Annotated in this window: 24 protein-coding genes and 1 pseudogene; 17 read left to right on the top strand and 8 right to left on the bottom strand. The window is 65.0% G+C overall.

The window, feature by feature from the left end; translation table 11 throughout:
* The first annotated feature begins 348 nt into the window (after window positions 1-348).
* The 11 genes from ACRECS_RS15280 (at window position 349) to ACRECS_RS15230 (ending at window position 9,557) form a co-directional block, all read left to right on the top strand.
* Complete coding sequence (locus ACRECS_RS15280; protein ID WP_431583809.1) at window positions 349-1,203, top strand: hypothetical protein; 855 nt, start codon at window positions 349-351, stop codon at window positions 1,201-1,203.
* The gene (locus ACRECS_RS15275; RefSeq protein WP_431583808.1) at window positions 1,200-3,143 is read left to right on the top strand and encodes a RiPP maturation radical SAM C-methyltransferase; all 1,944 of its coding nucleotides are present in this window, start codon (window positions 1,200-1,202) and stop codon (window positions 3,141-3,143) included. Before ACRECS_RS15280 ends, ACRECS_RS15275 begins: the two co-directional genes overlap by 4 nt.
* Window positions 3,144-3,208: 65 nt before the next feature.
* The gene (locus tag ACRECS_RS15270) at window positions 3,209-4,102 is read left to right on the top strand and encodes a heme o synthase (protein ID WP_431583807.1); all 894 of its coding nucleotides are present in this window, start codon (window positions 3,209-3,211) and stop codon (window positions 4,100-4,102) included.
* Between the two features lie 4 nt (window positions 4,103-4,106).
* Window positions 4,107-4,253, top strand: coding sequence for a hypothetical protein (locus ACRECS_RS15265; RefSeq protein WP_431583806.1), 147 nt, complete (start codon window positions 4,107-4,109; stop codon window positions 4,251-4,253).
* Window positions 4,250-4,789, top strand: a complete 540-nt coding sequence (locus ACRECS_RS15260; RefSeq protein WP_431583805.1) for a cytochrome c oxidase assembly protein — start codon at window positions 4,250-4,252, stop codon at window positions 4,787-4,789. The genes ACRECS_RS15265 and ACRECS_RS15260 overlap by 4 nt, the downstream gene beginning before the upstream one ends.
* A 39-nt stretch (window positions 4,790-4,828) precedes the next feature.
* Window positions 4,829-5,752: a cytochrome c oxidase subunit 3 gene (locus ACRECS_RS15255; protein ID WP_431583804.1), complete on the top strand. Its 924-nt coding sequence runs from the start codon at window positions 4,829-4,831 to the stop codon at window positions 5,750-5,752.
* Window positions 5,749-6,255: a DUF3291 domain-containing protein gene (locus ACRECS_RS15250; protein ID WP_431583803.1), complete on the top strand. Its 507-nt coding sequence runs from the start codon at window positions 5,749-5,751 to the stop codon at window positions 6,253-6,255. The genes ACRECS_RS15255 and ACRECS_RS15250 overlap by 4 nt, the downstream gene beginning before the upstream one ends.
* Window positions 6,239-6,628, top strand: a complete 390-nt coding sequence (locus ACRECS_RS15245) for a DUF983 domain-containing protein (RefSeq protein ID WP_431583802.1) — start codon at window positions 6,239-6,241, stop codon at window positions 6,626-6,628. Before ACRECS_RS15250 ends, ACRECS_RS15245 begins: the two co-directional genes overlap by 17 nt.
* The gene (locus tag ACRECS_RS15240) at window positions 6,625-7,257 is read left to right on the top strand and encodes an SURF1 family protein (protein ID WP_431583801.1); all 633 of its coding nucleotides are present in this window, start codon (window positions 6,625-6,627) and stop codon (window positions 7,255-7,257) included. The genes ACRECS_RS15245 and ACRECS_RS15240 overlap by 4 nt, the downstream gene beginning before the upstream one ends.
* A 31-nt stretch (window positions 7,258-7,288) precedes the next feature.
* Window positions 7,289-8,683 carry a threonine synthase gene (gene thrC / locus ACRECS_RS15235; protein ID WP_431583800.1) on the top strand — a complete coding sequence of 465 codons (1,395 nt, stop codon included), beginning with the start codon at window positions 7,289-7,291 and terminating at the stop codon, window positions 8,681-8,683.
* A 4-nt stretch (window positions 8,684-8,687) separates the two neighbouring features.
* Entirely contained in the window at window positions 8,688-9,557 is an 870-nt protein-coding gene (locus ACRECS_RS15230) for a class I SAM-dependent methyltransferase (RefSeq protein WP_431583799.1), read from the top strand.
* Between the two features lie 10 nt (window positions 9,558-9,567).
* On the opposite strand, the gene ACRECS_RS15225 is transcribed toward ACRECS_RS15230, so the two are convergent.
* The 3 genes from ACRECS_RS15225 to ACRECS_RS15215 are packed head-to-tail and all read right to left on the bottom strand — an operon-like array spanning window position 9,568 to window position 11,215.
* Window positions 9,568-10,206, bottom strand: a complete 639-nt coding sequence (locus ACRECS_RS15225; protein WP_431583798.1) for a heme exporter protein CcmB — start codon at window positions 10,204-10,206, stop codon at window positions 9,568-9,570.
* The gene (gene ccmA / locus ACRECS_RS15220) at window positions 10,203-10,793 is read right to left on the bottom strand and encodes a heme ABC exporter ATP-binding protein CcmA (protein ID WP_431583868.1); all 591 of its coding nucleotides are present in this window, start codon (window positions 10,791-10,793) and stop codon (window positions 10,203-10,205) included. The genes ACRECS_RS15225 and ccmA overlap by 4 nt, the downstream gene beginning before the upstream one ends.
* Before the next feature lie 2 nt (window positions 10,794-10,795).
* Window positions 10,796-11,215, bottom strand: a complete 420-nt coding sequence (locus ACRECS_RS15215) for a metallopeptidase family protein (RefSeq protein ID WP_431583797.1) — start codon at window positions 11,213-11,215, stop codon at window positions 10,796-10,798.
* A 49-nt stretch (window positions 11,216-11,264) separates the two neighbouring features.
* On the opposite strand from ACRECS_RS15215, the gene ACRECS_RS15210 reads away from it, so the two are divergent.
* Window positions 11,265-11,558 carry a 4a-hydroxytetrahydrobiopterin dehydratase gene (locus ACRECS_RS15210; protein ID WP_431583796.1) on the top strand — a complete coding sequence of 98 codons (294 nt, stop codon included), beginning with the start codon at window positions 11,265-11,267 and terminating at the stop codon, window positions 11,556-11,558.
* A 137-nt stretch (window positions 11,559-11,695) separates the two neighbouring features.
* Here the strand turns inward: ACRECS_RS15210 and ACRECS_RS15205 are convergent, their stop codons facing one another.
* On the bottom strand, window positions 11,696-12,502 hold the full coding sequence (locus tag ACRECS_RS15205; RefSeq protein WP_431583795.1) for an SDR family oxidoreductase: 807 nt from the start codon (window positions 12,500-12,502) through the stop codon (window positions 11,696-11,698).
* 482 nt (window positions 12,503-12,984) lie between these two features.
* Here ACRECS_RS15205 and ACRECS_RS15200 point away from each other — a divergent pair, with 482 nt between their 5' ends.
* Together ACRECS_RS15200 and ACRECS_RS15195 are read left to right on the top strand one after the other, a co-directional pair.
* Window positions 12,985-13,773 (top strand): ATP-binding cassette domain-containing protein, encoded by a 789-nt coding sequence (locus tag ACRECS_RS15200; protein ID WP_431583794.1) that lies wholly within the window; start codon window positions 12,985-12,987, stop codon window positions 13,771-13,773.
* Window positions 13,770-15,305, top strand: a complete 1,536-nt coding sequence (locus ACRECS_RS15195) for an ABC transporter permease/substrate-binding protein (RefSeq protein WP_431583793.1) — start codon at window positions 13,770-13,772, stop codon at window positions 15,303-15,305. Before ACRECS_RS15200 ends, ACRECS_RS15195 begins: the two co-directional genes overlap by 4 nt.
* Window positions 15,306-15,356: 51 nt before the next feature.
* On the opposite strand, the gene ACRECS_RS15190 is transcribed toward ACRECS_RS15195, so the two are convergent.
* The 4 genes from ACRECS_RS15190 to ACRECS_RS15175 form a co-directional block, all read right to left on the bottom strand.
* On the bottom strand, window positions 15,357-16,712 hold the full coding sequence (locus ACRECS_RS15190) for a dihydrolipoamide acetyltransferase family protein (RefSeq protein ID WP_431583792.1): 1,356 nt from the start codon (window positions 16,710-16,712) through the stop codon (window positions 15,357-15,359).
* Between the two features lie 99 nt (window positions 16,713-16,811).
* Complete coding sequence (locus ACRECS_RS15185) at window positions 16,812-17,816, bottom strand: alpha-ketoacid dehydrogenase subunit beta (protein WP_431583867.1); 1,005 nt, start codon at window positions 17,814-17,816, stop codon at window positions 16,812-16,814.
* 65 nt (window positions 17,817-17,881) lie between these two features.
* Window positions 17,882-19,171, bottom strand: a complete 1,290-nt coding sequence (locus tag ACRECS_RS15180; RefSeq protein WP_431583791.1) for a 3-methyl-2-oxobutanoate dehydrogenase (2-methylpropanoyl-transferring) subunit alpha — start codon at window positions 19,169-19,171, stop codon at window positions 17,882-17,884.
* Window positions 19,172-19,463: 292 nt separating this feature from the next.
* Complete coding sequence (locus ACRECS_RS15175) at window positions 19,464-20,468, bottom strand: fumarylacetoacetate hydrolase family protein (protein ID WP_431583790.1); 1,005 nt, start codon at window positions 20,466-20,468, stop codon at window positions 19,464-19,466.
* Window positions 20,469-20,624: 156 nt separating this feature from the next.
* On the opposite strand from ACRECS_RS15175, the gene ACRECS_RS15170 reads away from it, so the two are divergent.
* The 3 genes and pseudogenes from ACRECS_RS15170 to ACRECS_RS15160 all read left to right on the top strand — a co-directional run.
* Window positions 20,625-21,776 (top strand): acyl-CoA dehydrogenase family protein, encoded by a 1,152-nt coding sequence (locus ACRECS_RS15170; protein ID WP_431583789.1) that lies wholly within the window; start codon window positions 20,625-20,627, stop codon window positions 21,774-21,776.
* A gap of 219 nt (window positions 21,777-21,995) precedes the next feature.
* On the top strand, window positions 21,996-22,721 hold the full coding sequence (locus ACRECS_RS15165) for a CDP-alcohol phosphatidyltransferase family protein (protein ID WP_431583788.1): 726 nt from the start codon (window positions 21,996-21,998) through the stop codon (window positions 22,719-22,721).
* Between the two features lie 67 nt (window positions 22,722-22,788).
* Window positions 22,789-23,245: pseudogene (locus tag ACRECS_RS15160) on the top strand (inositol-3-phosphate synthase); the annotation flags it as partial.

The following is a 23,245-nucleotide window of genomic DNA, read 5'->3' as shown; positions in this document are numbered from 1 at the left end:
GAATCACGCATCATCCGATGCAATGCACGGTTCGACTTCGGCCATCGATGAGATCAACCGAGCATCCAACAACGAAATGTCTCAGTGATAGACCAAGGCATTTTTGCGTAGGCGCGCGCAAATTCGGCCATTTCCCGCCCGAATTCCGCGATCTGCTGCAGGTCAATACAAGTTTCGTATAGTTACTTCCGTCTTTAACAGCTCGGAAAATCCAGAATCCCACCGTGGTAAGGCATTTGTGTTCCGTTTCGCACCCTGTTATATGAATGAGCATAATAAATGGTCGCCCTAGATTCGCATCCGGCTCTGCACAGCTCGCCGGAAAGCTAGACCTGTGGGAGAACGACTATGGCTCATATTATCCTCTTTGGTGGCGGCGATGGTGGCGGTATTATTATCACTGCGCATGGCGTGCGTCGCATACCGCCCTTTGATCCGGCATTGCTTGCACAGCTGCGCGGCGTATCATTGCTGGTCAATTCGATCGACAGTGACGGCGACAAGGTTAGCCAGGGCGAACTGCGAAGCATCACCACCAAGGCCGCGAATTTTGTCGTCGAGCAGATCGAGGGGATTTTCGGACCGCTCGACAAGACTTCTTCGATCATTTTCGATGACCCTGATGGGGGCTTCACCTGCGGCAGCACCGGCAAGCCGCCCATCCCCATTCCGCAACCCCATTTCCTGCCGCCCGTCGCAGCCGATATGTTCGCCAATGGACAGTTGAACGATGACATCATCAGCTTCGGCCGTGCAGTCCGCGAAAAAGGCGCCAATCTGGTGGACGCTTTCGAGAACCCCGAAGCCCTGGCCAAGCGCCTCAACGTACCGATCAGCAGCGAAACCGCCGCCGCGTTGAAATCGGTCGCACCATCGCAGCTTGGGCAGGTGGCTGACCCGGTCGATCGGGAAGTGTTGGAATATTTCCACAAGGTCATGGCCGATGGTCGTTTCGTCAGAAACTGGGCGCTGCGCCCGGCCGAGATTGGCCACGCGATCGGCGTCGTACTGTCACCCGAAGCACTTGACCGCGTGATCGTGGCAGGCGGTGGCGGCAATCCGATCGGCGATCCGGGTGGTCCGGTGAGCAACGCGGCGATTGTCGTCGGCGTGGTTGTCGCCGTGGTCATCATGCTGGTTCCGACCGAGGCGGGCCGCGCACGCCTTTCGGTCCGCGACCTGTCGCGAGTCGCGAAGTTTTGAACGTCGTCAAACTGTTCGAGCAGCGGCCAGCACCCTATGCGGTGCTGGTCAGCATGCCCTGGACAACGCTTACCGAGCCCAGCCTGGGGTTGGGCGTCCTGAAGGCAGTGCTAAACGCGGCGGGGATTCGGGCGCGCGTCCGGCACCTGAATCTGTTCGCGCTGCGCTTCCTGCAAGCCAAGACCTATTATGCCCTCGCCAATGTGTTCGCGCTCAATGATTTCCTGTTCAGTGGCGTGATCGATCCCGAGCTTACGCCGCGCCAGACCCGTCTGCTGCGCGCGGCGACAAAACGCCTGCTGAGCCTCGGCGTTATCGACGCAGCCGAATGGGGCGGCGAGGACGGTGTGATCGAGCAGTTACTGATCCTGCGGCGTGAAACCATTCCCGCCTGGCTCGACGAATGCGCCGATGCGATCGTCGATGACGGCGCAACGTTCGTCGGCTTCACCTGCATGTTCGACCAGACGATCGCTTCCGTTGCGCTGGCCAGGCTGATCAAGCAGCGTGCCCCGGATATCCTTGTGGCGCTTGGCGGCTATGCCGTCCGATCGCCGACGGCGGGCACGATCCTCGACGCATTTCCCTGGATCGATGCGATTTGCGACGGCGAAGGCGAACCGGCGATCGCCGATCTGGCGCGCAGCTCGATCGGCGAGAAGGCGCTTTCCGAAATCCCCGGTTTGTCGATCCGCGACGATCAGGGCGCTGTGGTGCAGACGGCGGCAGCGACGCTGATCGATATCAACAGCTCGCCGATCCCGGATTATGACGATTTCTTCAGCGATGTCGCCGCCTTGCAGCGCGATCACCAAGTCGAGATCGAGGTCGAGCGATTGCCGCTGGAAAATGCCCGGGGATGCTGGTGGGGCGCAAAAAGCCACTGCATATTTTGCGGCATCGCCGACAGCGACATGGCGTTTCGCGCAAAGCATCCCGACAATGTGATCCGTGCGCTTGACGAAACATCGAAGCGATACGGCATCACCGCATTCCGTTTCTCCGACTATATCCTGCCGCAGACCTATTATCGCACGCTATTGCCGCTGCTGGCGTCCCGCAGCCAGAAATATACGCTGACCGGCGAGATCAAGGCGAACGTCAAACCCGAATGGGTCGACCTGCTGCGCGATGCCGGTTTCACCGAGGTGCAGCCCGGCATCGAATCGCTTTCCGACACCGTTCTCCAGACCATGCGCAAAGGCGTGACCGCGACACAGAATGTCCACACGATGCTGCTCGGCAAGGCCGCCGGCGTCCTGGTCCATTACAATTTGATCTACGGTTTTCCCGATGAGGATATCGACGATTATCGCCGGATGATCGCGGTGCTGCCGACCCTGTTTCACCTGGATGCGCCATCGACGCGGCTGCCGGTTCAGATCACCCGCTACGCACCGTTGCAGGAAGCCCCCGAACGCTTCGGCTTGCCGACGGCGACGCATGACTCGAGCTATGGCCTGATCTTCGGCGAGTCCTTCCTGCAGCAAAGCCGCTTCGACCTCGACCGCTATTGCTATTATTTCGAGCGCCCGTTCGAAAACGCGCCGCAACTGCGCGCCGCGCACCGCGAGATTGATCGCATCGTCGATCACTGGAAATCGCTTCACCGCACGCGCGACGTCATTCTGTCCTATGCCGATGAGGGCCCCGAGACGCGGATCGTCGATACGCGCGGGGAAACCGCACTGACCTATCTGCTGGATGCGCACGACAGCGCCATCATCAGGGCATTGCGGACACCGCAAACGATCGACGCCTTATCGGGCGCCATCGAGTCGGTGGCGATTGGGTCGGCGGCGATCGCGGACGCACTCAAGCGATTGTCCGACCAGGGCCTGATCTTCCACAGCGGCGCGAAAATGGTGAGCTTGCCGCTGCCCGCCAGCACGCGCTGGCGGCACCAGACTCCCATGCCGGAATGGAGTGCGGTGGCGTAGCGGCATAGAGGCCCATAGAGGGCACTTTCCCCAGCCGTCACAGCGGCCTATAGGCGCTGGCAATCATGACCTCCGCGACTCTCACCTTGCCCGCCGACTGGCGCGACTTTCTTGCCCTGACCAAACCCCGGGTGATGAGCCTTGTCGTGTTCACCGGGCTGTGCGGCATGCTCGCCGCGCCGGTGACGATCGACCCGGTGCTCGGCTTCACCGCGATCCTGTGCATTGCGCTTGGCGCGGGTGCGGCAGGCGCACTCAACCAATGGTATGAATCCGATATCGACCAAGTGATGAAGCGCACCGCCGGCCGGCCGCTTCCCGCCGGGCGGATGGACCGCCAGTCGGCACTGCATTTCGGCGTCGGCCTTGCCGCCTTTTCGGTGATTCTGATGGGCCTGGCGCTCAATCTCGTTGCCGCGGCGATCCTGACTGCGTCGATCCTGTTCTATGTCTTCGTCTACACCATCTGGCTGAAGCGCCGCACGCCGCAGAACATCGTTATCGGCGGCGCCGCCGGCGCCTTTCCCCCGCTGATCGGCTGGGCCGCCGCGACCGGTGACGTCGCGACCCTGCCGATCCTGTTGTTCGCGCTGATCTTCCTGTGGACGCCACCGCATTTCTGGGCGCTCGCGCTGTTCATGAAGACCGATTACGCCGCCGCCGGCGTGCCGATGCTGCCGGTCGTCGCGGGCGAGCGCACCACCCGGGTGCAGATCGGGCTCTACACCCTGCCGATGGCCGCCGCAGCGATCGCACCCTGGCCGCTTGGCCTAGCGGGCGCGCTTTACGGCCTCGTCGCGATCGTCACGACCGCGGTGTTCAGCGCGATGGCATTGAATGTGGCGCTGCGCATCACCGGCGCCGACGACGCGATGCGCCCGGAAAAGCGCCTGTTCGCCTATTCGATCCTCTATCTCTTCATTCTCTTCGGCGCGCTCGTCGTCGATCACTGGATCTGACATCATGCCCGACCTCAAGCCCGACACCGAAAAACTGATCCGCGCACGCCAGCGTTCGCGCGCGACCGTGATGGGGCTGATCCTCGGCGCACTGGTCATCCTGGTGTTCGCGATCACCATCGTGAAGATCAAGGCGGGAATCGCGCATTGACCCCGCCGGTCCGCACCGCATTGCTCGCCGTACTCGGCGTCTGCTTCATGACCGGGCTCGGCTTTGCCAGCGTGCCGCTCTACAGTATGTTCTGCGCGGCGACCGGGCTCAACGGCACGACGCAGCGCGGCCTGGTCGCGCCGGGCGCCGTCGCCGGTGCGGGCCGGGTGCAGATCGACTTCGACACCAATGTCAGCGCAAAGCTGCCATGGAAGTTCGCCGCCGAGCATCCGTCCGAGACGGTCGATGTCGGCGCGCGCGACATGGCTTTCTTCACCGCAACCAACACCTCGGACAAGCCGGTCACGGGGACCGCGACCTTCAACGTCACCCCGGCCCAGGCGGGCAAGTATTTCACCAAGATCCAGTGCTTCTGCTTCACCCAGCAGACATTGAAGCCGGGCGAAACCGCGCGCATGCCGGTGATCTTCTTCGTCGATCCGAAAATGCTCGATGATCCCGACGCGAAGGACATCAAGACGATCACGCTCAGCTACACATTTTACCCGGTGGATTCCGGCGACGTCGCAAGCTAGAGCACCTACGAACAGCCTATCTCAACAAGGGACCGACGCATGGCCGGCGCCAAGAACCACGACTACCACATCCTCGCACCGGACATCTGGCCGATCATCGGCGCCTTTTCGGCGCTGGCGATGGCGGCAGGCGGCATCATGTGGATGCATGGCGGCCATGTCGGCAAGCCGAACGGCGGCGGGATCGTCTTCTTCCTCGGCGTGGCGGGCGTGCTGACCACCATGTTCAGCTGGTGGGCGAACGTGATCAAGGAAGCGCATGCCGGCGACCATACCCCGGTGGTGCAGCTTCACCTGCGCTACGGCATGATCCTGTTCATCGCTTCGGAAGTGATGTTCTTCGTCGGCTGGTTCTGGGCGTTCTTCGACTTCTCGCTCTTCCCGGCCGCGATCCAGTATGCGGATGGTGCGACGAGCGTGATCGCCGATGCCGTGGCGGGAGCCGCGCAATGGCCGCCCAAGGGCATCGAAGTGATCAACGCCTTCGAATTGCCGCTGCTCAACACGATCATCCTGCTAACCTCGGGTACGACCGTGACCTGGGCGCATCATGCACTGATCCATGGTCAGCGCGGCGGCGAGAAAACCGGCCTGTGGGGCCTGCTCGGCGTGGGCGACCGCGACGGCGTGCTCAAGGGTCTGTGGCTGACCATCCTGCTCGGCTCGCTGTTCACCTCGATCCAGGCGTATGAATACATGCACGCGCCGTTCCCGTTCAAGGGCATCAACTATGGCGCATCGTTCTTCATGGCGACGGGCTTTCACGGCTTCCACGTCCTGATCGGCACGATCTTCCTGATCGTCTGCCTGGTGCGCGCCTATAAGGGCGACTTCACGCCTCGCCAGCATTTCGGCTTCGAAGCCGCCGCCTGGTATTGGCACTTCGTCGACGTGGTGTGGCTGTTCCTGTTCGTCACCATCTATGTCTGGGGCGGCTGGGGCGCGCCGGTCCACGGCGGGTGAGCGAGGCCTGGCATCTCGCACAGGTCAATGTCGGGCGGTTCGTTGCACCGCCCGGCGACCCGCGCGTCGAGCCGTTCATGGCCGCACTCGACCGGGTCAACACCATTGCCGACGCGTCGCCGGGCTTCATCTGGCGGCTGCAGGACGATAGCGGCAACGCGACCGCGATCCGGCCGACATCCGACCCGCTGTTCGCGGTCAACATGTCGGTGTGGCGCGATGCCGATGCGCTGTTCGACTTCGTCTATCGCAGCGCACACACGCCGATCATGGCGCGGCGGCGCGAATTCTTCGATCGCTTCGACGGCGCCTATCAGGCGCTGTGGTGGATTCCCGCCGGCCATATCCCGACGATCGACGAAGCGCTGGGACGGCTGTGGCGGCTCGACCGCTATGGCCCGACGGCTCAGGCCTTCACCTTCAAGGCGCGCTTCCCGGCGCCCGACGAGTCCGGCGTTCCGGTCGACCATCAACCCGATCCATGGTGTGTCGGCCGCGCCTGACCTTGCCACGGCGCCGACGCCGACCCAGGTCGCAATCAAGGGACTTTGCCCGCGGTGCGGCGCAAAGACGCTGTTCGCCGGCCTTGCCGCCTTCGCGCCGAATTGCCCCAGTTGCGGCCTCGATTTCGACAGCTTCAACGTCGGCGATGGCCCCGCCGCATTCCTGACCCTGATCCTCGGCGCAATCGTCGTCGCGATGGCGATCACCACCGAGCTGACGCTGCATCCGCCGCTCTGGCTGCACATGCTGATCTGGATCCCGGTGACCGCGGCCGGCGTGGTCGGATCGCTGCGTGCCGCCAAGGGCGTGCTGATCGCGCTCGAATATCGCAATGCCGCGCGCGAGGGCCGGCTGAAGGGCGAAGACGCGTGAAGCGGATTCCGATCGTTGCGACGATCATCGTCGGCCTCGCCATCGCGATCATGATCGCGCTCGGCATTTGGCAGTTGCAGCGCAAGGGCGAGAAGGAAGCGCTGATCGCGCAATATGCCGCGAACCGCACGCTGCCGCCGATCGCCTTTCCCGCCATTCCGGTCGATGAGTCGCTGCTGTTCCGCAAGGCCGGCGCCTTTTGCCTGCAGCCGGTCGGCTGGAGCAACCGCGCCGGGCGCAACGCCAAGGGCGCGACCGGCTGGCGGCAGATCGCGCAGTGCCGCACCGGCGCCGAAGGTCCCGGCATGACCGTGCAGATCGGCCTGGCGCGGGCGCCCGACGCCAAGCCGACATGGACCGGTGGCGACGTGCATGGCTATATCACGCACGCGCCCGACGATCAGCCGCTGATTGCCTCGCTGGTCGGTCTCGGACATCCCAAGACGCTGATGCTGGTCACCGATACGCCGCTTGCCGGGCTCGACGCCAACCCCGAGCCCGATTTGTCGGCGGTGCCCAACAATCATCTCGCTTATGCCGTGCAATGGTTCGTGTTCGCGACCATTGCCGGGATCATCTATGCGCTCGCGCTCAGGCGGCGGACGCGCACCGAGACGACTGGCTTGTGACTCTGCGCCCACGCCGCTAGTCGCCAAGGCCATGCGTTACATCAGCACCCGCGGCACCGCGCCTATCCTCGATTTCCAGCAGGTCACCCTGGCCGGCCTCGCCAGCGATGGTGGGCTCTATCTGCCCGAGAGCTGGCCGACGCTCTCGACCGAGACGATCGCGGCGATGCGCGGCATGTCCTATGTCGACACTGCCGTCACGGTTATGGCGCCGTTCGTTGCCGGGGTGCTGAGCGACGATGAGCTGCGCGCGCTGTGCACCGAAGCCTATGGCCGCTTCTCGCATGCCGCCGTGACCCCATTGGTCCAGCTCGACCAGCGCCACTGGTTGCTAGAACTGTTCCATGGGCCGACGCTCGCCTTCAAGGATGTCGCGCTGCAGCTGCTCGGGCTGCTGTTCGAACGCTTCCTCAGCGGGTCGGGCAAGCATGTCACCATCGTCGGCGCGACCTCGGGCGATACCGGCTCGGCGGCGATCGATGCGCTGGCCGGGCGCGAGGGCGTCGATGTCTTCATGCTCCATCCCAAGGGCCGCGTGTCCGACGTGCAGCGGCGCCAGATGACCACGGTGCTGGCGCCCAACATCCACAATATCGCGATCGACGGCAGCTTCGACGACGCCCAGGCGCTGGTGAAGGCGATGTTCAACTCCTCCGACTTCTCCGGCCGCTTCGCGCTGTCGGCGGTCAATTCGATCAACTGGGCGCGACTGATGGCGCAGGTGGTGTATTATTTCTACGCCGCCGTCCGGCTCGGCGCGCCCGAGCGGCCCGTTGCCTTCTCCGTGCCGACGGGCAATTTCGGCGATGTCTTTGCCGGCTATGTCGCGGCGAAGATGGGCCTGCCGGTCGCGAAGCTGATCGTCGCGACCAACGTCAACGACATCCTCCACCGCGCGCTCGCCGATGGCGATTATTCGCAAGGCACCGTGGTGCCAACGCCGAGCCCGTCGATGGACATCCAGGTCTCGAGCAATTTCGAGCGCTTGCTGTTCGATCTCGGCGGTCGCGACGGCATTGCTCTTGCCGCACAGATGGCCGGCTTTGAATCGAGCAAGGCCATGCGCCTGACCAATGCGCAGCGCGAGGGTGCGGCAGGACTGTTCGGCAGCGACCGGATCGACCTGGACGACATGGCGCTGGCGATGCGCTGGGCGTGCGAGACGTCGGGCGAAGTGATCGACCCGCATACCGCGATCGGCCTGGCCGCCGCGCGGCGTGCCGATCTTGGCGAGATCCCCGTGGTCACGCTGGCGACGGCGCATCCGGCCAAGTTCGACGATGCGGTCGAGCGCGCGACGGGCGTGCGACCGACACTGCCAGCGCGGATCGGCGATCTGTTCGAGCGGCAGGAACGCTATGACAGCCTGCCCGGCACGTTCGACGCCGTGACCGCCTATATCGCCGAGCGGGCGGTGGCAGTTTAGGCGCATGGAGCTCCAGACCCTGATCGGCGAGCCCTGGGCGGATTATGGCCTGATCGATTCGGGTCATGGCCGCAAGCTTGAGCGCTATGGTCGCTTCCGCTTCATCCGGCCCGAAGGCCAGGCGCTGTGGGCGCCGGCCAATCCCGACTGGCGCGCGCAGGGCGAGTTCGTGCCCGGATCCGACGAGGATGGCGGCGGACGCTGGGAGTATAATGAGCCGGTACCGCGCGAAGGCTGGCCGCTCAAATGGGATGGCGTGACCTTTACCGCGCAGAACACGCCGTTCCGCCATCTCGGCTTCTTCCCCGACATGGCGCCGGTGTGGAGCTGGATGCGCGAGCGCGTGGCCGGTGTCGAAGCGCCGGAGTGCCTCAATCTGTTCGGCTATACCGGCGTCGGCACGCTGGCGATGGCCGACAAGGGCGTGAAGATGGTCCATGTCGATGCATCGAAGAAATCGGTCGAGGCAGCACGCGCCAATGCCGCGCTGTCGGGAATGAGCGACAAGCCGGTGCGCTGGATGATCGACGATTGCACCAAATTCGTCGCGCGCGAGGTGCGGCGTGGCCGGCGTTACGACGGCATCCTGCTCGACCCGCCCAAATATGGCCGCGGGCCGGAAGGCGAAATGTGGAAGCTGGAGGAAGGCCTGCCCGGCCTGATCGCCGATTGCCGCAAACTGCTCGACGCGGATTCGCGCTTCCTGTTCCTCACCGTCTATGCCGTGCGCATGTCGGCGCTGGCGATCGGCGAGCTGCTGCGCCAGGCCCTGGCCGATCTTGGCGGTACGGTCGAGGCGGGCGAACTGGTGGTGCGCGAGGAAGCGCGCGGGCTGTTGCTGCCGACCGCGATCTTTGCGCGGTGGAGCCGGTAACAGGCTCGCCTCAGTCCATTCCGGCGCGAATCGCCGCCCCGGCCACGAACGGCGCGCCGGCGAGCAACACCAGGCTGACCGCGGCGAGCAGCTTCACTGCGCCCGCGCCACCCTCGATCGACCCGGCGCCGAAGATCAGCAGCGGCACGGCCAGCGGCAGCATCACCAGCCCGGCGACCGCGCTCGCGCCGCGCACGCCGGTGACCAGCGCCGAGGTCGCGACCGCCAGCGCCGCGAGGCCGGGCGTGCCGATCAGCAGCCCGAGCTCGACCGCAAGCAATGTGTCGAGCGGCAGCCCAAGCAGGCCCGCGGCAATGATCGCGGCGAGCATCAGCGGCGGCCCGAAGCTCAGCCAGTGCGCGGCGATCTTGGCCGCAGCGACGCTCGCCATGCTCACGCCGCGCACCGCCAGCTGATCGAGCACGCCGGCATCGGCGTCGGGGCCGACCAGCCGCTCGACCGGCAGCAGTGCCGCGAGCAGCGCCGCGGCCCAGATCACTCCGCCGCCGACCCTGGCGAGCAGCACCGCATCGGGCCCGACCGCAAAGGGAAAGAGGATCGCGACGAGCAGGAAGAACGCGACCACCAGCGTCACCCCGCCGCCGGCCCAGGCGCGGCGCAGGTCGCGCCGGACCAGCGCGCCGATCATACCCGCCCCTCCAGCACGATCGACTGCGCACCAGGCACGGCGATCGGCAGATGCGTTGCGACCAGCGCGAGACCGCCCTGTGCTCGGTGCGCGGCGATCGCCGCTTCGAGCAGGCCGACTGCCGCGGTATCGAGGCCATTGGCGGGCTCGTCGAGCAGCCAGATCCCCGCCCCGCTCGCCGCGACCCGTGCCAGTGCGGCGCGCCGGCGCTGGCCGGTCGAGAGCAGGCGGACCGGCACATCGTGCAGGGCGCCGAGATCAAAGGCCGCGAGCGCGTCGCTCACCGCCTGGGGCCGTCCGTCGATCGACGCCCAGAAACCCAGCGCCCGACCCAATGTCAGATCCTGATCGAGCGCGCTTGCCTCGGTCAGCAAAGCCCGGTCACCACGCACATCGATCCGGCCCGAAGCCGGTTGCAGCAGGCCCGCGGCGACGCGCACCAGGCTCGACTTGCCCACGCCATTGGGGCCGGTGACGAGCAGCGCCGCGCCCGGCTTCAGCGCGAACGAGAGGTCCTCGAACAAGGTCCGCCCGCCTCGCGCGCACGCCACAGCATGGAAGGCGAGCCCGTCATCCTGGCCGGACAGGCTCAACTGGCCGCGTCCTCCAGCGCATGCATGTCCGCGTCGGACAGGCCGAAATGATGGCCGATCTCATGGATCATGACATGGCTCACCAGCGCGTCGAGCCCGACCCCGGTCTCGACCCATTCCTCCAGGATCGCGCGGCGATAGAGATGGATGCGGTCGGGCAGCGACCCCGATTCCATCGACGATTTCTCGCCCAGCGGCCGGCCATGATAAAGGCCGGTCAGGTCAAGCGGATGTTCGATGCCGAGCGCGTCGAGCGTCTCCTCATCGGCGAGATCCTCAACGATCAGCACGACATCGCCGAGATGCGCGCGGAACTCGGCCGGCAGGCTTTCCAGCGTGCGCAGCGCGATGTCTTCGATCGCTTGCGCGTCGGGTGCGCGGGATTCTCTTCGGTTGGGTTGATCGGGTGTGGCCATCGGCTATGCCATAAGGCCAAGGCGCAAGTGGCGCCAGCAGGAGGACGCCGTGACGATCGAACCGCTCAGCGAAGAAGACCGCGCCGAAGCGCTCGATGCGCTGGACGAGTGGGATTATGACGAGGCGCGCGACGCGATCACGCGCACCATCACCTTCGCCGATTTCAGCGAGGCGTTCGCGTTCATGACGCGCGTCGCCCTGCTCGCCGAAAAGGCCGACCATCACCCCGAATGGTCGAATGTGTGGAACCGGGTCGAGATCTTGCTGACCACGCACGACGCCGGCGGCTTGTCGCACCGTGACGTGGACATGGCCGAGGCGATCGACGGATTGGTTTCTTAATCCTCTCCGGAACGGGGAGGGGGACCGTTCGCCTTCTTCAGGCGAATGGTGGAGGGGAACCTCCCCAAGCGTAGCGCTGCCGGCACGCCCCCTCCACCAGCTGCGCTGGTCCCCCTCCCCGTACCGGGGAGGAGCTTTTACTCCGCTGCCGCGCCGACGCCGCGGCGCATCATCTTGCGCAGCTTGCCGGGCATCCAGCGGGCGGCAAAGGCCATGCGGTGGGCGGTCTTGCCGACATAGGTGTGGACCTTGTCGCCATGCACCGCGTCCCAGGCGGCCTGCGCCACCACATCGGCCGAGGTCAGTTCGAGACCCGCGCCAGTCACGGTTTCGCGGATCGAGCGGTTCGAGCCGCCGGCGGGCGAGTTGAGCAGCGGGGTTTCGATAAAGGCCGGGACGATCGCGCGGACCTTGATCCCGTCGGCCGCCCATTCGCCGTCGAGCGCCTCAGTCAGTGCGCGCACGCCGAACTTGGTCGCGGAATAGGGCGCGAGGCCGGCCGAGCCATAGATGGCCGAAGCCGATGCGGTGTTGAGCAGGCAGGAGCCGGGTGTCTTTGCGAGATAGGCATGGCCGATCTTCGCGCCGTTCAGCACCCCCATCAGGTTGATCGAGACGGTGCGGTCCATATCGTCGAAGCTCATCTGCGCGATCGGCCCGCCGGTGCCGATCCCGGCATTGTTGAACAGCACATCGAGCCGCCCGCCACTGGTCGCGGTGAAGGCATCGAGGCTGGCGACCCAGGCATCACGGTCGCGCACGTCCATCTGATAAGTCGAGACCATGCCCGCCGGCAGCATCGCCGCGGTATCGGACAGGCCCGTCGTGTTGACGTCGGCGAGCCCGACCCGCCAGCCGCGCGACGCGAACAGGATCGCCGTCGCCCGCCCGATTCCCGATCCGCCGCCAGTGATGAAGATCGCCTGCTGCACGCCGTCCGCCATCCTGTTTCCCTCTTCGCTGTCGATGTCGGGCCAGTTCCGGCACCCATCGTGTCAATTTCGCCGCGATCTATGCGGAACGGGAGCGCGTTGGACAAGCCGGGGATTGCACCGCCCGGTCTTCACCAGTGCCGGGGGTCTCCCTGTTACTCCCTGATCCTCCCTGTTATCGCCGGATAATATTTTTTGCCGGTTTTCTCCCTGTTATGTTGGAAATCTCCGGAAAAATAATGAAGCATTTTCCGTCACTTGATCGGCAATCTCCCTGTTATTCGCATAACAGGGAGCGACGACCGCGTAACAGGGAGATCGTCCTCCCTGTTTTGCCGGAACAGCGAGCGCCACAGCATCGGACAGGTCCTCCTGAGAAAGAGCGTGAATGGCCGCCGAATCGCGACCATCCGTCATCGTGCTGGCACAATCGACGCCGAGGTTGAATCACGCTTCGTTGACGCGCCGCCGCTCCTCCCGCACAGTTGCCGCCGATGCCAGACACCAAGCCAGGTCCTTCGGTCGCGTTCGACGGCGTCACCAAATCCTATCCGGGCGGAACGACCGCGGTCGATTCGGTGTCGGTGGTGATCGCCGCGGGCAGTTTCGTCGCGCTGGTCGGCGCATCGGGATCGGGCAAATCGACTCTGCTCAAGATGATCAACCGGCTGATCGAACCAAGCGCGGGCACCGTCGCCATCGCTGGTGAAGCGGTGCTGTCGGTCGAGCCGCACGCGCTGCGCCGCCGGATCGGCTATGTCTTCCAGAATATCGGCCTGTTCCCGCATCTGAGCGTGGCGGACAATATCGCGATCGGCCTGAAACTGTCGAACGCGGGCGACAAGGCAAGCCAGGTGGCGCGTGTGGCCGAACTGCTCGACCTGGTCGACCTGCCCGCCGGTTTTGCCGCACGCATGCCCGACGAACTGTCGGGCGGGCAGCGCCAGCGGGTCGGTGTCGCGCGCGCGCTGGCCACCGCGCCGGGGCTGATGCTGATGGACGAACCGTTCGGTGCGCTCGATCCGGTGACGCGCGACCAGCTCGGCACGGCGATCCGCGCGCTGCATGACCGGTTGGGGCTGACCACGATCATGGTCACGCACGATATGGCCGAAGCACTGCTGCTCGCTGACCGAGTGCTGGTGATGGAGGCGGGGAAGATCGTCGCTGACGCAAGCCCGCGTGAGCTGCTTGCCGGCCAGGGCGGTGCGGCGGCCGATGCGCTGGTCGCGGTGCCGCGCGAGCAGAGCCGCCGGCTGATCGCACTGGAGCGCGGCGCTTGAGCGGCCCGTTCTTCGCGGCGTTCGCGCGGGTGCCCGACCTGCTTGCCGCGCATCTGCTGCTCGCCGCATCCGCGCTTGCGCTCGGGCTGGTGATCAGCCTGCCGCTGGCGATCTGGTCGGCGCGCCGTCCATTGGTCGCGCGCGTCGCGCTGGGCTTCGCCAGCCTGGTCCAGACGATCCCGTCGCTGGCGCTGCTCGCGCTCTTCTATCCCTTGCTGTTGTCGCTCTCGACGCTGATCGGCGGCGGCATTCCTGCCTTGGGCTTTCTGCCCTCGCTGCTTGCACTCACCCTTTATGCACTGCTGCCGATCCTTCGGAACGGCGTCACCGGGCTGATCGGACTCGATCCGGCGGTGATCGAGGCAGCGGACGGGGTCGGTATGACCGCGTGGCAGAAATTGCGGCTGGTCGAAGCGCCGTTGGTCGCGCCGGTGCTGATGGCCGGTATCCGTACTGCCGCGGTGTGGACGATCGGCGCCGCCACGCTGTCGACCACGGTCGGGCAGCCGAGCCTTGGCGACATGATCTTTGCCGGGCTGCAGACGCAGAACTGGGCACTGGTGCTGGCCGGTTGTCTCAGCGCGGCAGCGCTGGCGCTGGCGGTCGATGCGCTGCTCGGGGTGATCGAGCACGGCATCGCGGTGCGCAAGCGGCTGCGCGTATGGATCGCCGGCGGCGTGCTCGCGCTTGGCGTGATCGCGGCGCTGGCACCGATGTGGCCGCGTGGCGGCGAGACGGTGGTGGTCGGGGCGAAGGGCTTTTCGGAGCAATATATCCTCGCCCGGCTGGTCGGCCACCGGCTGGAACAGGCCGGATACCGCGTCGAGTATCGCGAGGGGCTGGGATCGGTGGTCGCGTTCAACGCGACCGCGGGCGGCGATGTCGATGTCTATGTCGATTATTCAGGCACGATCTGGACCAACGAGATGAAGCGCAGCGACGTGCCGCCGCGCGCCGCGATCATCGCCGGGGTCAGCGCCTGGGCGACGAAGCAGCATGGCGTGCGGCTGCTCGGCAGCCTCGGCTTCGAGAACAGCTATGCCTTTGCGATGCGTGGCGCCGATGCGACGCGGCGCAGCGTGACGAGCATTGCCGACCTGACCGCGATCGCGCCCAGACTGAAGCTTGCCACCGATATCGAGTTCCTCGAACGGCCCGAATGGACGGCCGTGCGCAAGGCGTACGGCCTGCGCTTCGCCTCGGCGCAGCCCTATCAGCCGACCTTCATGTACCGCGCGTTGGCCAGCGGCACTGCCGACGTCATTCCCGCCTTTTCCTCGGACGGGCGGATCGCGGCGGACAAATTGACCGTGCTGACCGACCCCAAGGGCGCGATCCCCGGTTATGACGCGATCCTGCTGCTTGCGCCGCGCCGCGCGCAGGATGCGCGCTTCGCCGCCGCGCTGCAGCCGCTGATCGGCAAGGTGCCGGTCGAGGCGATGCGCGAGGCGAACTATATGGTCGACCGCGATACCGACAAGGCGTCACCGGAAGAGGCTGCGCGCTGGCTGGAGAAAAAGCTCGGGCTGTAGAAGACAGCTGGCTCGCCCCTCATCCCCGGCCGGTTTCCGCGTTGCGCGGGATCAATTGGCGAAAAGCAGCACCGGGGTTTCGAGATATTTCTTCAGCCCCTGGACGAAGCTTGCCGCGTCCCAGCCATCGACGACGCGGTGGTCGCAGCTGATCGACAGGTTCATCAGCTTGGCACGGCGAATCTCGTCACCGTCGAAGACCGGCCGTTCGACAATCTTGTTGGGGCCGATGATCGCAACTTCCGGGCGGTTGATCACCGGCGTGGTGGCAATGCCGCCGAGCGGGCCAAGCGAGGTGATGGTCAGGGTCGAGCCCGACAATTCCTCGACCTTGGCCTTGCCGGCGCGCGCCGCCTCGGCAAGGCGAGCGATCTCGGTCGCGAGCTGCCAGACATTGCGGTCCTGCGCATCGCGGATCACCGGGACCATCAGGCCGGCCGGAGTCTGAGTCGCCATGCCGAGATGGATCTGGCCGTGGCGCGTGACCACGCCCGCTTCGTCGTCATAGCGCGCGTTGATCATCGGGAAATCGGGGATGGTCTTGCAGATCGCGACGATCAGCAGCGGCAACATGGTCAGCTTGGGCCGGCCGCCGCGATTATTGTTGAGATCGGCGCGCATCTCCTCGAGTGCCGTCACGTCGATTTCGTCGACATAAGTGAAGTGCGGGATGGCGCGCTTCGACGCGGCCATATTCTCCGCGATCTTGCGGCGCATGCCGATAACCTTGATCGGCTCATCGGCGCGCGCATTGCTGGCGTGCGGCGCTTGATAGCCCTGGCCCGCACCATAGCGCAGGAACGCGTCGAGATCGGCATGGCGCACGCGGTCGCCCTCGGTCTTCACCTGCGTGAGGTCGATGCCGAGATCGACCGCGCGGGCGCGGACCGCGGGGGATGCGAGGGCGTGGAGAACGGCCTTAGGCTCCTCCCCGGCACGGGGAGGGGGACCATTCGCCTCTTCCGGCGAATGGTGGAGGAGGGCTTCCGCAGGCGGAACGCTGCTTGGCACACCCCCTCCACCAGCTTCGCTGATGCCCCTCCCCGTACCGGGGAGGATCTGCACTTCTTCCGCACCGGGGTTTTCCGCGCCCATCTGCTCGGCGACATCCTGCGCCAGTTCGGCGCGGGCCGCCGCATCGCTTGCCGGGGCGTGATCCTCGGCCGCGTCGGTCTCGATCACCACCAGAGGCGAGCCGATCGACACCTGGTCGCCGACTTCGCCGGCCAGCGCGATCACCGTGCCGGAGACGGGCGATTCCATCTCGACCGTCGCCTTGTCGGTCATCATGTCGGCCAGGCCCTGGTCTTCCTCGACCCGGTCGCCGACCTTGACGTGCCACGCGACGATCTCCGCCTCGGAAATGCCTTCGCCGATATCGGGCAGTTTGAATTCGAAGCGTGCCATCCCAGTCATCCGTTCGTTTCGAGCGAAGTCGAAAAACCTGTATCCAGCCCCGCCTTTCGACTTCGCGGCATCAGCGCGCGGGGTGGGTCGTCCGGGAAGCTAGTCCCGCATCACTTTCTTCAGCGCCTCACCAATCCGCACAGGACCTGGGAAATACGCCCATTCCAGGCTGTGCGGATACGGCGTGTCGAAGCCGGTCACGCGCTCGATCGGTGCTTCGAGATGATAGAAGCAGCGTTCCTGCACCAGCGCCGACAGCTCCGCACCAAAGCCGCCGGTGCGCGTCGCCTCATGCACGATCATGCAGCGGCCGGTCTTCTTCACCGACGCCTCGATCGTCTCGATGTCGAGCGGCACCAGGGTGCGCAGGTCGATGATTTCGGCATCGACGCCGGAATCGGTCACCACCGCCATGCAGACATGCACCATGGTGCCGTAAGCGAGGATGGTCAGCGCGTCGCCGGCGCGGACGATGTTCGCCTTGCCCAGTTCGATCTTGTAATAGCCGGTCGGCACTTCGCCGGCAGGATGTTTCGACCAGTTCTGCGACGGGCGATCCCAATGACCGTCGAACGGGCCGTTATAGATGCGCTTGGGTTCGAAGAAGAGCGTCGGATCATTATCCTCGATCGCGGCGATCAGCAGTCCCTTTGCGTCATAGGGCGTCGACGGGATTACCGTCTTGATGCCCGACACGTGCGTGAAGATGCCCTCCGGGCTCTGCGAATGCGTCTGGCCGCCGAAAATGCCGCCGCCGAACGGCGAGCGCACCGTGATCGGCGCGGTGAATTCGCCGTCCGAGCGATAGCGCAGCCGCGCCGCTTCCGACACGAGCTGGTCGAGCGCGGGATAGATATAGTCGGCGAACTGGATCTCCGGCACCGGGCGCAGGCCATAGGCGCCCATGCCGACCGCGACGCCGATGATGCCGCATTCGGTGATCGGCGTGTCGAACACGCGGGTCTTGCCGAATTTTTCCTGCAGGCCGGCGGTGGCGCGGAACACGCCGCCGAAATAGCCGACATCCTCACCCATCACGATCACGTTCGGATCGCGCGCCATCACCACTTCCATCGCGGAGTTGATCGCCTGGATCATGTTCATGCGGGTGGTTTCACCGCCAAGGGCAGGCTCGCCGGCGTCCGCGGCGATGGTTTCGATCGTCTCACTCATGACTTGCGTGCCCATGGGCGTCCCGAGGCCGTTTCTTCAGCGATCATCTGCGCCTGCTGCTCCCTCAGGTGCCACGGCATTTCCTCGAACACGCCGTCGAACAGCGAATCGAGCGGCTGATGCAGGCCGTGGCCGAGAATGCCGTTCTTTTCGGCTTCCTTCTGTGCCGCCTTCACCTCCTCCGCGAGCGCCTTGTCCTGTGCGGCATGGCGGTCCTCATCCCATTCGCCGATCGCGATGAGATGGTCCTTCAGCCGCTTGATCGGGTCGCCGAGCGGCCAGGCGGTCGGCTCGCCCTCGGAGCGGTACTGGCCGGGGTCGTCGGAGGTCGAGTGCCCCTCGGCGCGATAGGTGAAATGCTCGATCAGGGTCGGGCCCTGATTGGTGCGCGCGCGCTCCGCCGCCCAGGCGGTCGCGGCATAGACGGCGAGTGCGTCGTTACCATCGACCCGAAGGCCGGCAATGCCGTAACCGACCGCGCGCGCCGCAAAGGTGGTCGATTCAGCGCCGGCAAAGCCGGAAAAGCTCGAAATCGCCCATTGATTGTTGACCACGTTGAAGATCACCGGCGCGCGATAGACGCTGGCGAAGGTGCAGGCGGAGTGGAAATCGCCCTCCGCGGTCGAGCCCTCGCCGCACCAGGTCGCGGCGATGCGCGTATCGCCCTTGGCGGCGCTCGCCATCGCCCAGCCCACCGCCTGGGGATATTGCGTGGTGAGATTGCCAGAGATCGAGAAGAAGCCGGCTTCCTTGACCGAATACATGATCGGCAGCTGCTTGCCCTGCAGCCGGTCGCCGCGGTTCGAATAGATCTGGTTCATCATGTCGACCATGTCCCAGCCGCGCGCGATCAGCAGACCCTGCTGACGGTAGGACGGGAAGCACATGTCTTCATAATCGAGCGCATAGGCAGCGGAGACGGCGACCGCCTCCTCCCCGGTGCATTTCATGTAGAAGCTGGTCTTGCCCTGGCGCTGTGCCCGGAACATGCGTTCGTCGAACGCGCGAACCAGTGCCATGCTGCGAAGCATCGCGCGCAGCGTGTCGGGCGACAGGCGCGGATTCCATGGGCCGACCGCCTGATTTTCATGGTCGAGCACGCGGACCAGCTCATAAGCGAGATCGATGAAGCTGTCGGCGGGATCGGCAGTGTCGGGGCGGCGGACCGAGCCGGCCGCAGGGATCGCCACTTCGGTAAAGTCGACCACGTCGCCGGGGCGGAACTTGGGCTCCGGCACGTACAGCGACAAAGGTTTCAGATTGGCGCGCGGAATGTCGCTTGCCATGGCCTCTCCAGTCTTTTCAGCGCCGCCCCAATCCGGGCAAACGCGTGGAATCGATGATCGTCCCCTTGTTATAAAATTTCAACGCGCTTGGCGAGGGGCCGACTGTGCCCATCGTACCGTTCGGTTCACCAATTGGGTCACCCGAAGTCAAAGACACTCCTCCCCGGCACGGGGAGGGGGACCATTCGCCTCTTCCGGCGAATGGTGGAGGGGGCTCGCCGCGGGCGGCACTCCCGGCACACCCCCTCCACCTGCTTCGCTGGTCCCCCTCCCCGTGCCGGGGAGGAACGCGTTAGCCGCCGACGGTCTGTTCGATCACGCCGAAGATCGCGTGATGCTTGTCGTCCTCGGCCCAGATGCGCACCGTGTCGCCCTTGGTCAGGAACGGCGTGACCGGCTTGCCGCCCTTGATCGTTTCGACCGTGCGCACTTCGGCGAGGCAGGAATAGCCCACACCGCCCTCGGCGATCGGCTTGCCCGGGCCGCCGTCGCTGTCGCGATTCGACACCGTACCCGAGCCGATGATCGTGCCCGCACCCAGAGCGCGCGACTTGGCGGCATGCGCGATCAGCGTGCCGAAATCGAATGTCATGTCCACGCCCGCCTCGGCACGGCCGAACGGCTTGCCGTTGAGATCGACCATCAGCTTGCGGTGGAGCTTGCCGTCCTTCCACCAGTCACCGAGCGCGTCGGGGGTGACGAACACCGGCGAGAAGGCGCTGGCCGGCTTGGACTGGAAGAAGCCGAAGCCCTTGGCGAGTTCACCCGGAATCAGATTGCGCAGCGACACGTCGTTGGTCAGCCCGACCAGCCGCACCGCCGCCAGTGCCTCGTCGCGACTCGCGCCGAGCGGCACATCGCCGGTCACCACCACCACTTCGCCTTCCAGGTCGCAGCCCCAGGCTTCGTCAGCGAGCGGGATCGGATCGCGCGGCCCGAGAAAGCCGTCCGAGCCGCCCTGATACATCAGCGGATCGTGCCAGAAGGTCTCCGGCATCTCGGCATTGCGCGCCTGACGCACCAAAGCGACATGGTTCACATAAGCCGAGCCATCCGCCCATTGATAGGCGCGCGGCAGCGGCGAAGCGGCGTCCTTTTCGTGGAAGCGCCGCATCGGGATCATCTCATGTTCGAGATCGGTGGCGAGATTCTGCAGGTCGGGCAGCAACCGGTCCCAGTCATCGAGCGCCCCTTGCAGCGTGGGGACGATATGGCTGGCATCGGCATACCAGGCGAGATCATTGGAGACGATGACGAGTTTTCCGTCGCGCCCGTGCTTGAGGCTGGCCAGTTTCATGGGGTCTCCTAGGTTTTGGCTAAGCATACCCCCCTAACCCGCGCTGTCGAGCGTTAGAGAGTCTTTGTCGGCTTCGCCGGAGACGGCAAACGCGCCTTGACCTAAACGTCAAGGCCGCTCAAACCGGGGAAAAGGTTGCAAGAGAGGACTTAACCGATGCTCGACGCCATCCCCGGCCGCTTCGCCTATAACGAAGATCATGAAGCGTTTCGCCAGACGGTGCGCAGCTTCCTGCAAAAGGAAGGCGTGCCCAATGTCGGCGAGTGGGAGGAGAAGCGACTCGTCCCCAAGGAATTCTGGCGCAAGGCGGGCGAGATCGGCATGCTGTGCCCGACCGTGCCGGAGGAATATGGCGGGCTGGGCCTCGATTTCGGCTATAATTCGATCGTCAATGAAGAGCTCGCCTATAATGGCGTGCCGGCCGGCTTCACGCTGCACAGCGACATCGTGTGCGACTATATCGTCGCCTACGGATCGGAGGAGCAGAAGAAGCAGTGGCTGCCGCGCTTCGTGTCGGGCGAGACGATCACGGCGATCGCGATGACCGAGCCGGGCACCGGATCCGACCTGCAGGCGATCCGCACCTCGGCCAAGAAGGACGGCAATCATTATGTCGTCAACGGATCCAAGACCTATATCACCAATGGCCAGAATGCCGACCTGATCCTGGTCGTCGCCAAGACCGATCCCGATGCCAAGCCGGCCTATAAGGGCATGTCGATCCTGCTGATCGAAAGCGATCGCGAGGGGTTCAAGCGCGGTCGCAAGCTCGACAAGATCGGCCAGGACGCCGCCGACACGTCGGAACTGTTCTTCGAGGATGTCCGGGTGCCGATGACCAATTGCCTGGGCGAGGAGGGCAAGGGCTTCATCTACCTGATGAGCCAGTTGCCGCAGGAACGGCTGTCGATCGCGGTCGGGACTCAGTCATCGGCGCAAAAGGCGTTCGACGAGACGGTCGAATTCACCAAGACCCGCAAGGCCTTTGCCGGCATGGTGTTCGATTTCCAGAACACCCGCTTCGTGCTCGCCGATCTGAAATCCAAGCTGCAGGTCGGCTGGGCGCATCTCGACTGGGCGATCGCGCGCCACCTGAGGGGCGAGCTGACGCCGACCGAGGGCGCCGCCGCGAAATTATGGCACACCGAACTGCAATGGGAGGTGATGGACAAATGCCTGCAGCTGCATGGCGGGGCCGGCTATATGAACGAATATCCCATCGCCAGGATGTGGCGCGCAGCGCGGGTCAGCCGGATTTACGGCGGAACCAACGAGATTATGAAAGAGTTGATCGGACGCAGCCTGTAGCGCTGTCCTGCAAAAAGACGTTACGGCGGTGGCGTACCGGCTACGTCACCGTTCGTCGCGTCGTCTCTTGCAAAAACACTGTCATGTCGGCATGACGGCGATCCGATGACACCCCCAACGCCTGACGGCACCCGAGACAGGCGGATAGAAGATCCAACCAATCTCTGGCTGATCCATCCCACCGCTCGGCGGCTCCTCCCGGTAGCGCTTGCATGGCGCGTGTCCGCCAATGCGGTGTCATTCATTGGCCTTGCCCTCGGCATCGGCGCCGCCATCGCCTATTGGAACTGGGATACGCCGATCGCTGCGGTCATCGGCCTGATCCTGTCGATCGGCTGGCTGATCGCCGATGGTCTGGACGGCATGGTGGCGCGCGCGACTCAGACCGCCAGCGCCTTTGGCCGCCTGCTCGACGGCATTTGCGACCATGGCGTCTTCATCCTCATCTATATCGTGATCGCGACGTCGATCGGCACCGGCGAAGGCTGGGCGCTGGCGATCGTCGCGGGCGCCGCGCACATCGTCCAGTCGAGCCTGTATGAGGCGGAACGCGCCCGTTTCCATCGCCGCGTGCGGGGAGATTCGGGCGAGTCGCCACCGGCACGGACCGGTGGCCTGCTCGAACGTTGCTATGACGCGATCTCGCATGGAGTCGACCGGGTCGCGGGCCGGTTCGATCAGGCGCTCCGCTCAAGCCGCGATCCGGCACGCTTCGGCCTGGATTATGGCCTGCGCGCCGCGCCGGTGATGAAATTGATGGCGCTGGAAAGCGCCAATATGCGCGTTCTGGCGATCTTCGTCGCTTGTCTGGTGGGGAATCCCCGCCTGTTCTGGTGGTTCGAGATCGTGCCGTTAACCCTCTTGATCATTGCCACGCTCGTCTGGCATCGGCGCGTCGAGGCTGACCTGGTGCATCCGGGCGGCGCCGCACCCGTGAATACATGACCATCGGCACCTATATGGTCGCCATCCGCCACACCATCATTTGAATATCGAAGGGGCTACCTCAACCATGAAAACCATCAATGTCGCAGTGATCGGCATCGGCAACTGCGCCAGCTCGCTGGTCCAGGGTCTCGCTTTCTACCACAAGGGATCGAACGACCATGTCGGTCTGATGCATTGGGATCTGGGCGGCTACAAGCCGAGCGATATCAAGGTCGTCGCCGCATGGGACGTTGATACGCGCAAGGTCGGCGTGGACGTGTCCGACGCGATCTTCGCCAAGCCGAATTGCACCGCGGTGTTCTGTGCGGACGTCCCGCCGAGCGGCGTCAAGGTGAAGATGGGCAATGTCCTGGACGGCGTCGCCGACCATATGGCCGATTATGCCGATGACCGCACCTTCATCGTCGCCGACCTGCCGCAACCGACCAAGGCCGAAGTCGTCGCCGCGCTGCGCGAGAGCAAGGCCGATGTGCTGATGAACTATCTGCCGGTCGGCAGCCAGAAGGCGACCGAGTTCTACG

This window comes from Sphingomonas sp. (genome assembly GCF_050725575.1).
Classification (GTDB): domain Bacteria; phylum Pseudomonadota; class Alphaproteobacteria; order Sphingomonadales; family Sphingomonadaceae; genus Sphingomonas.
This window is presented reverse-complemented; position numbering and strand designations above follow the sequence as displayed.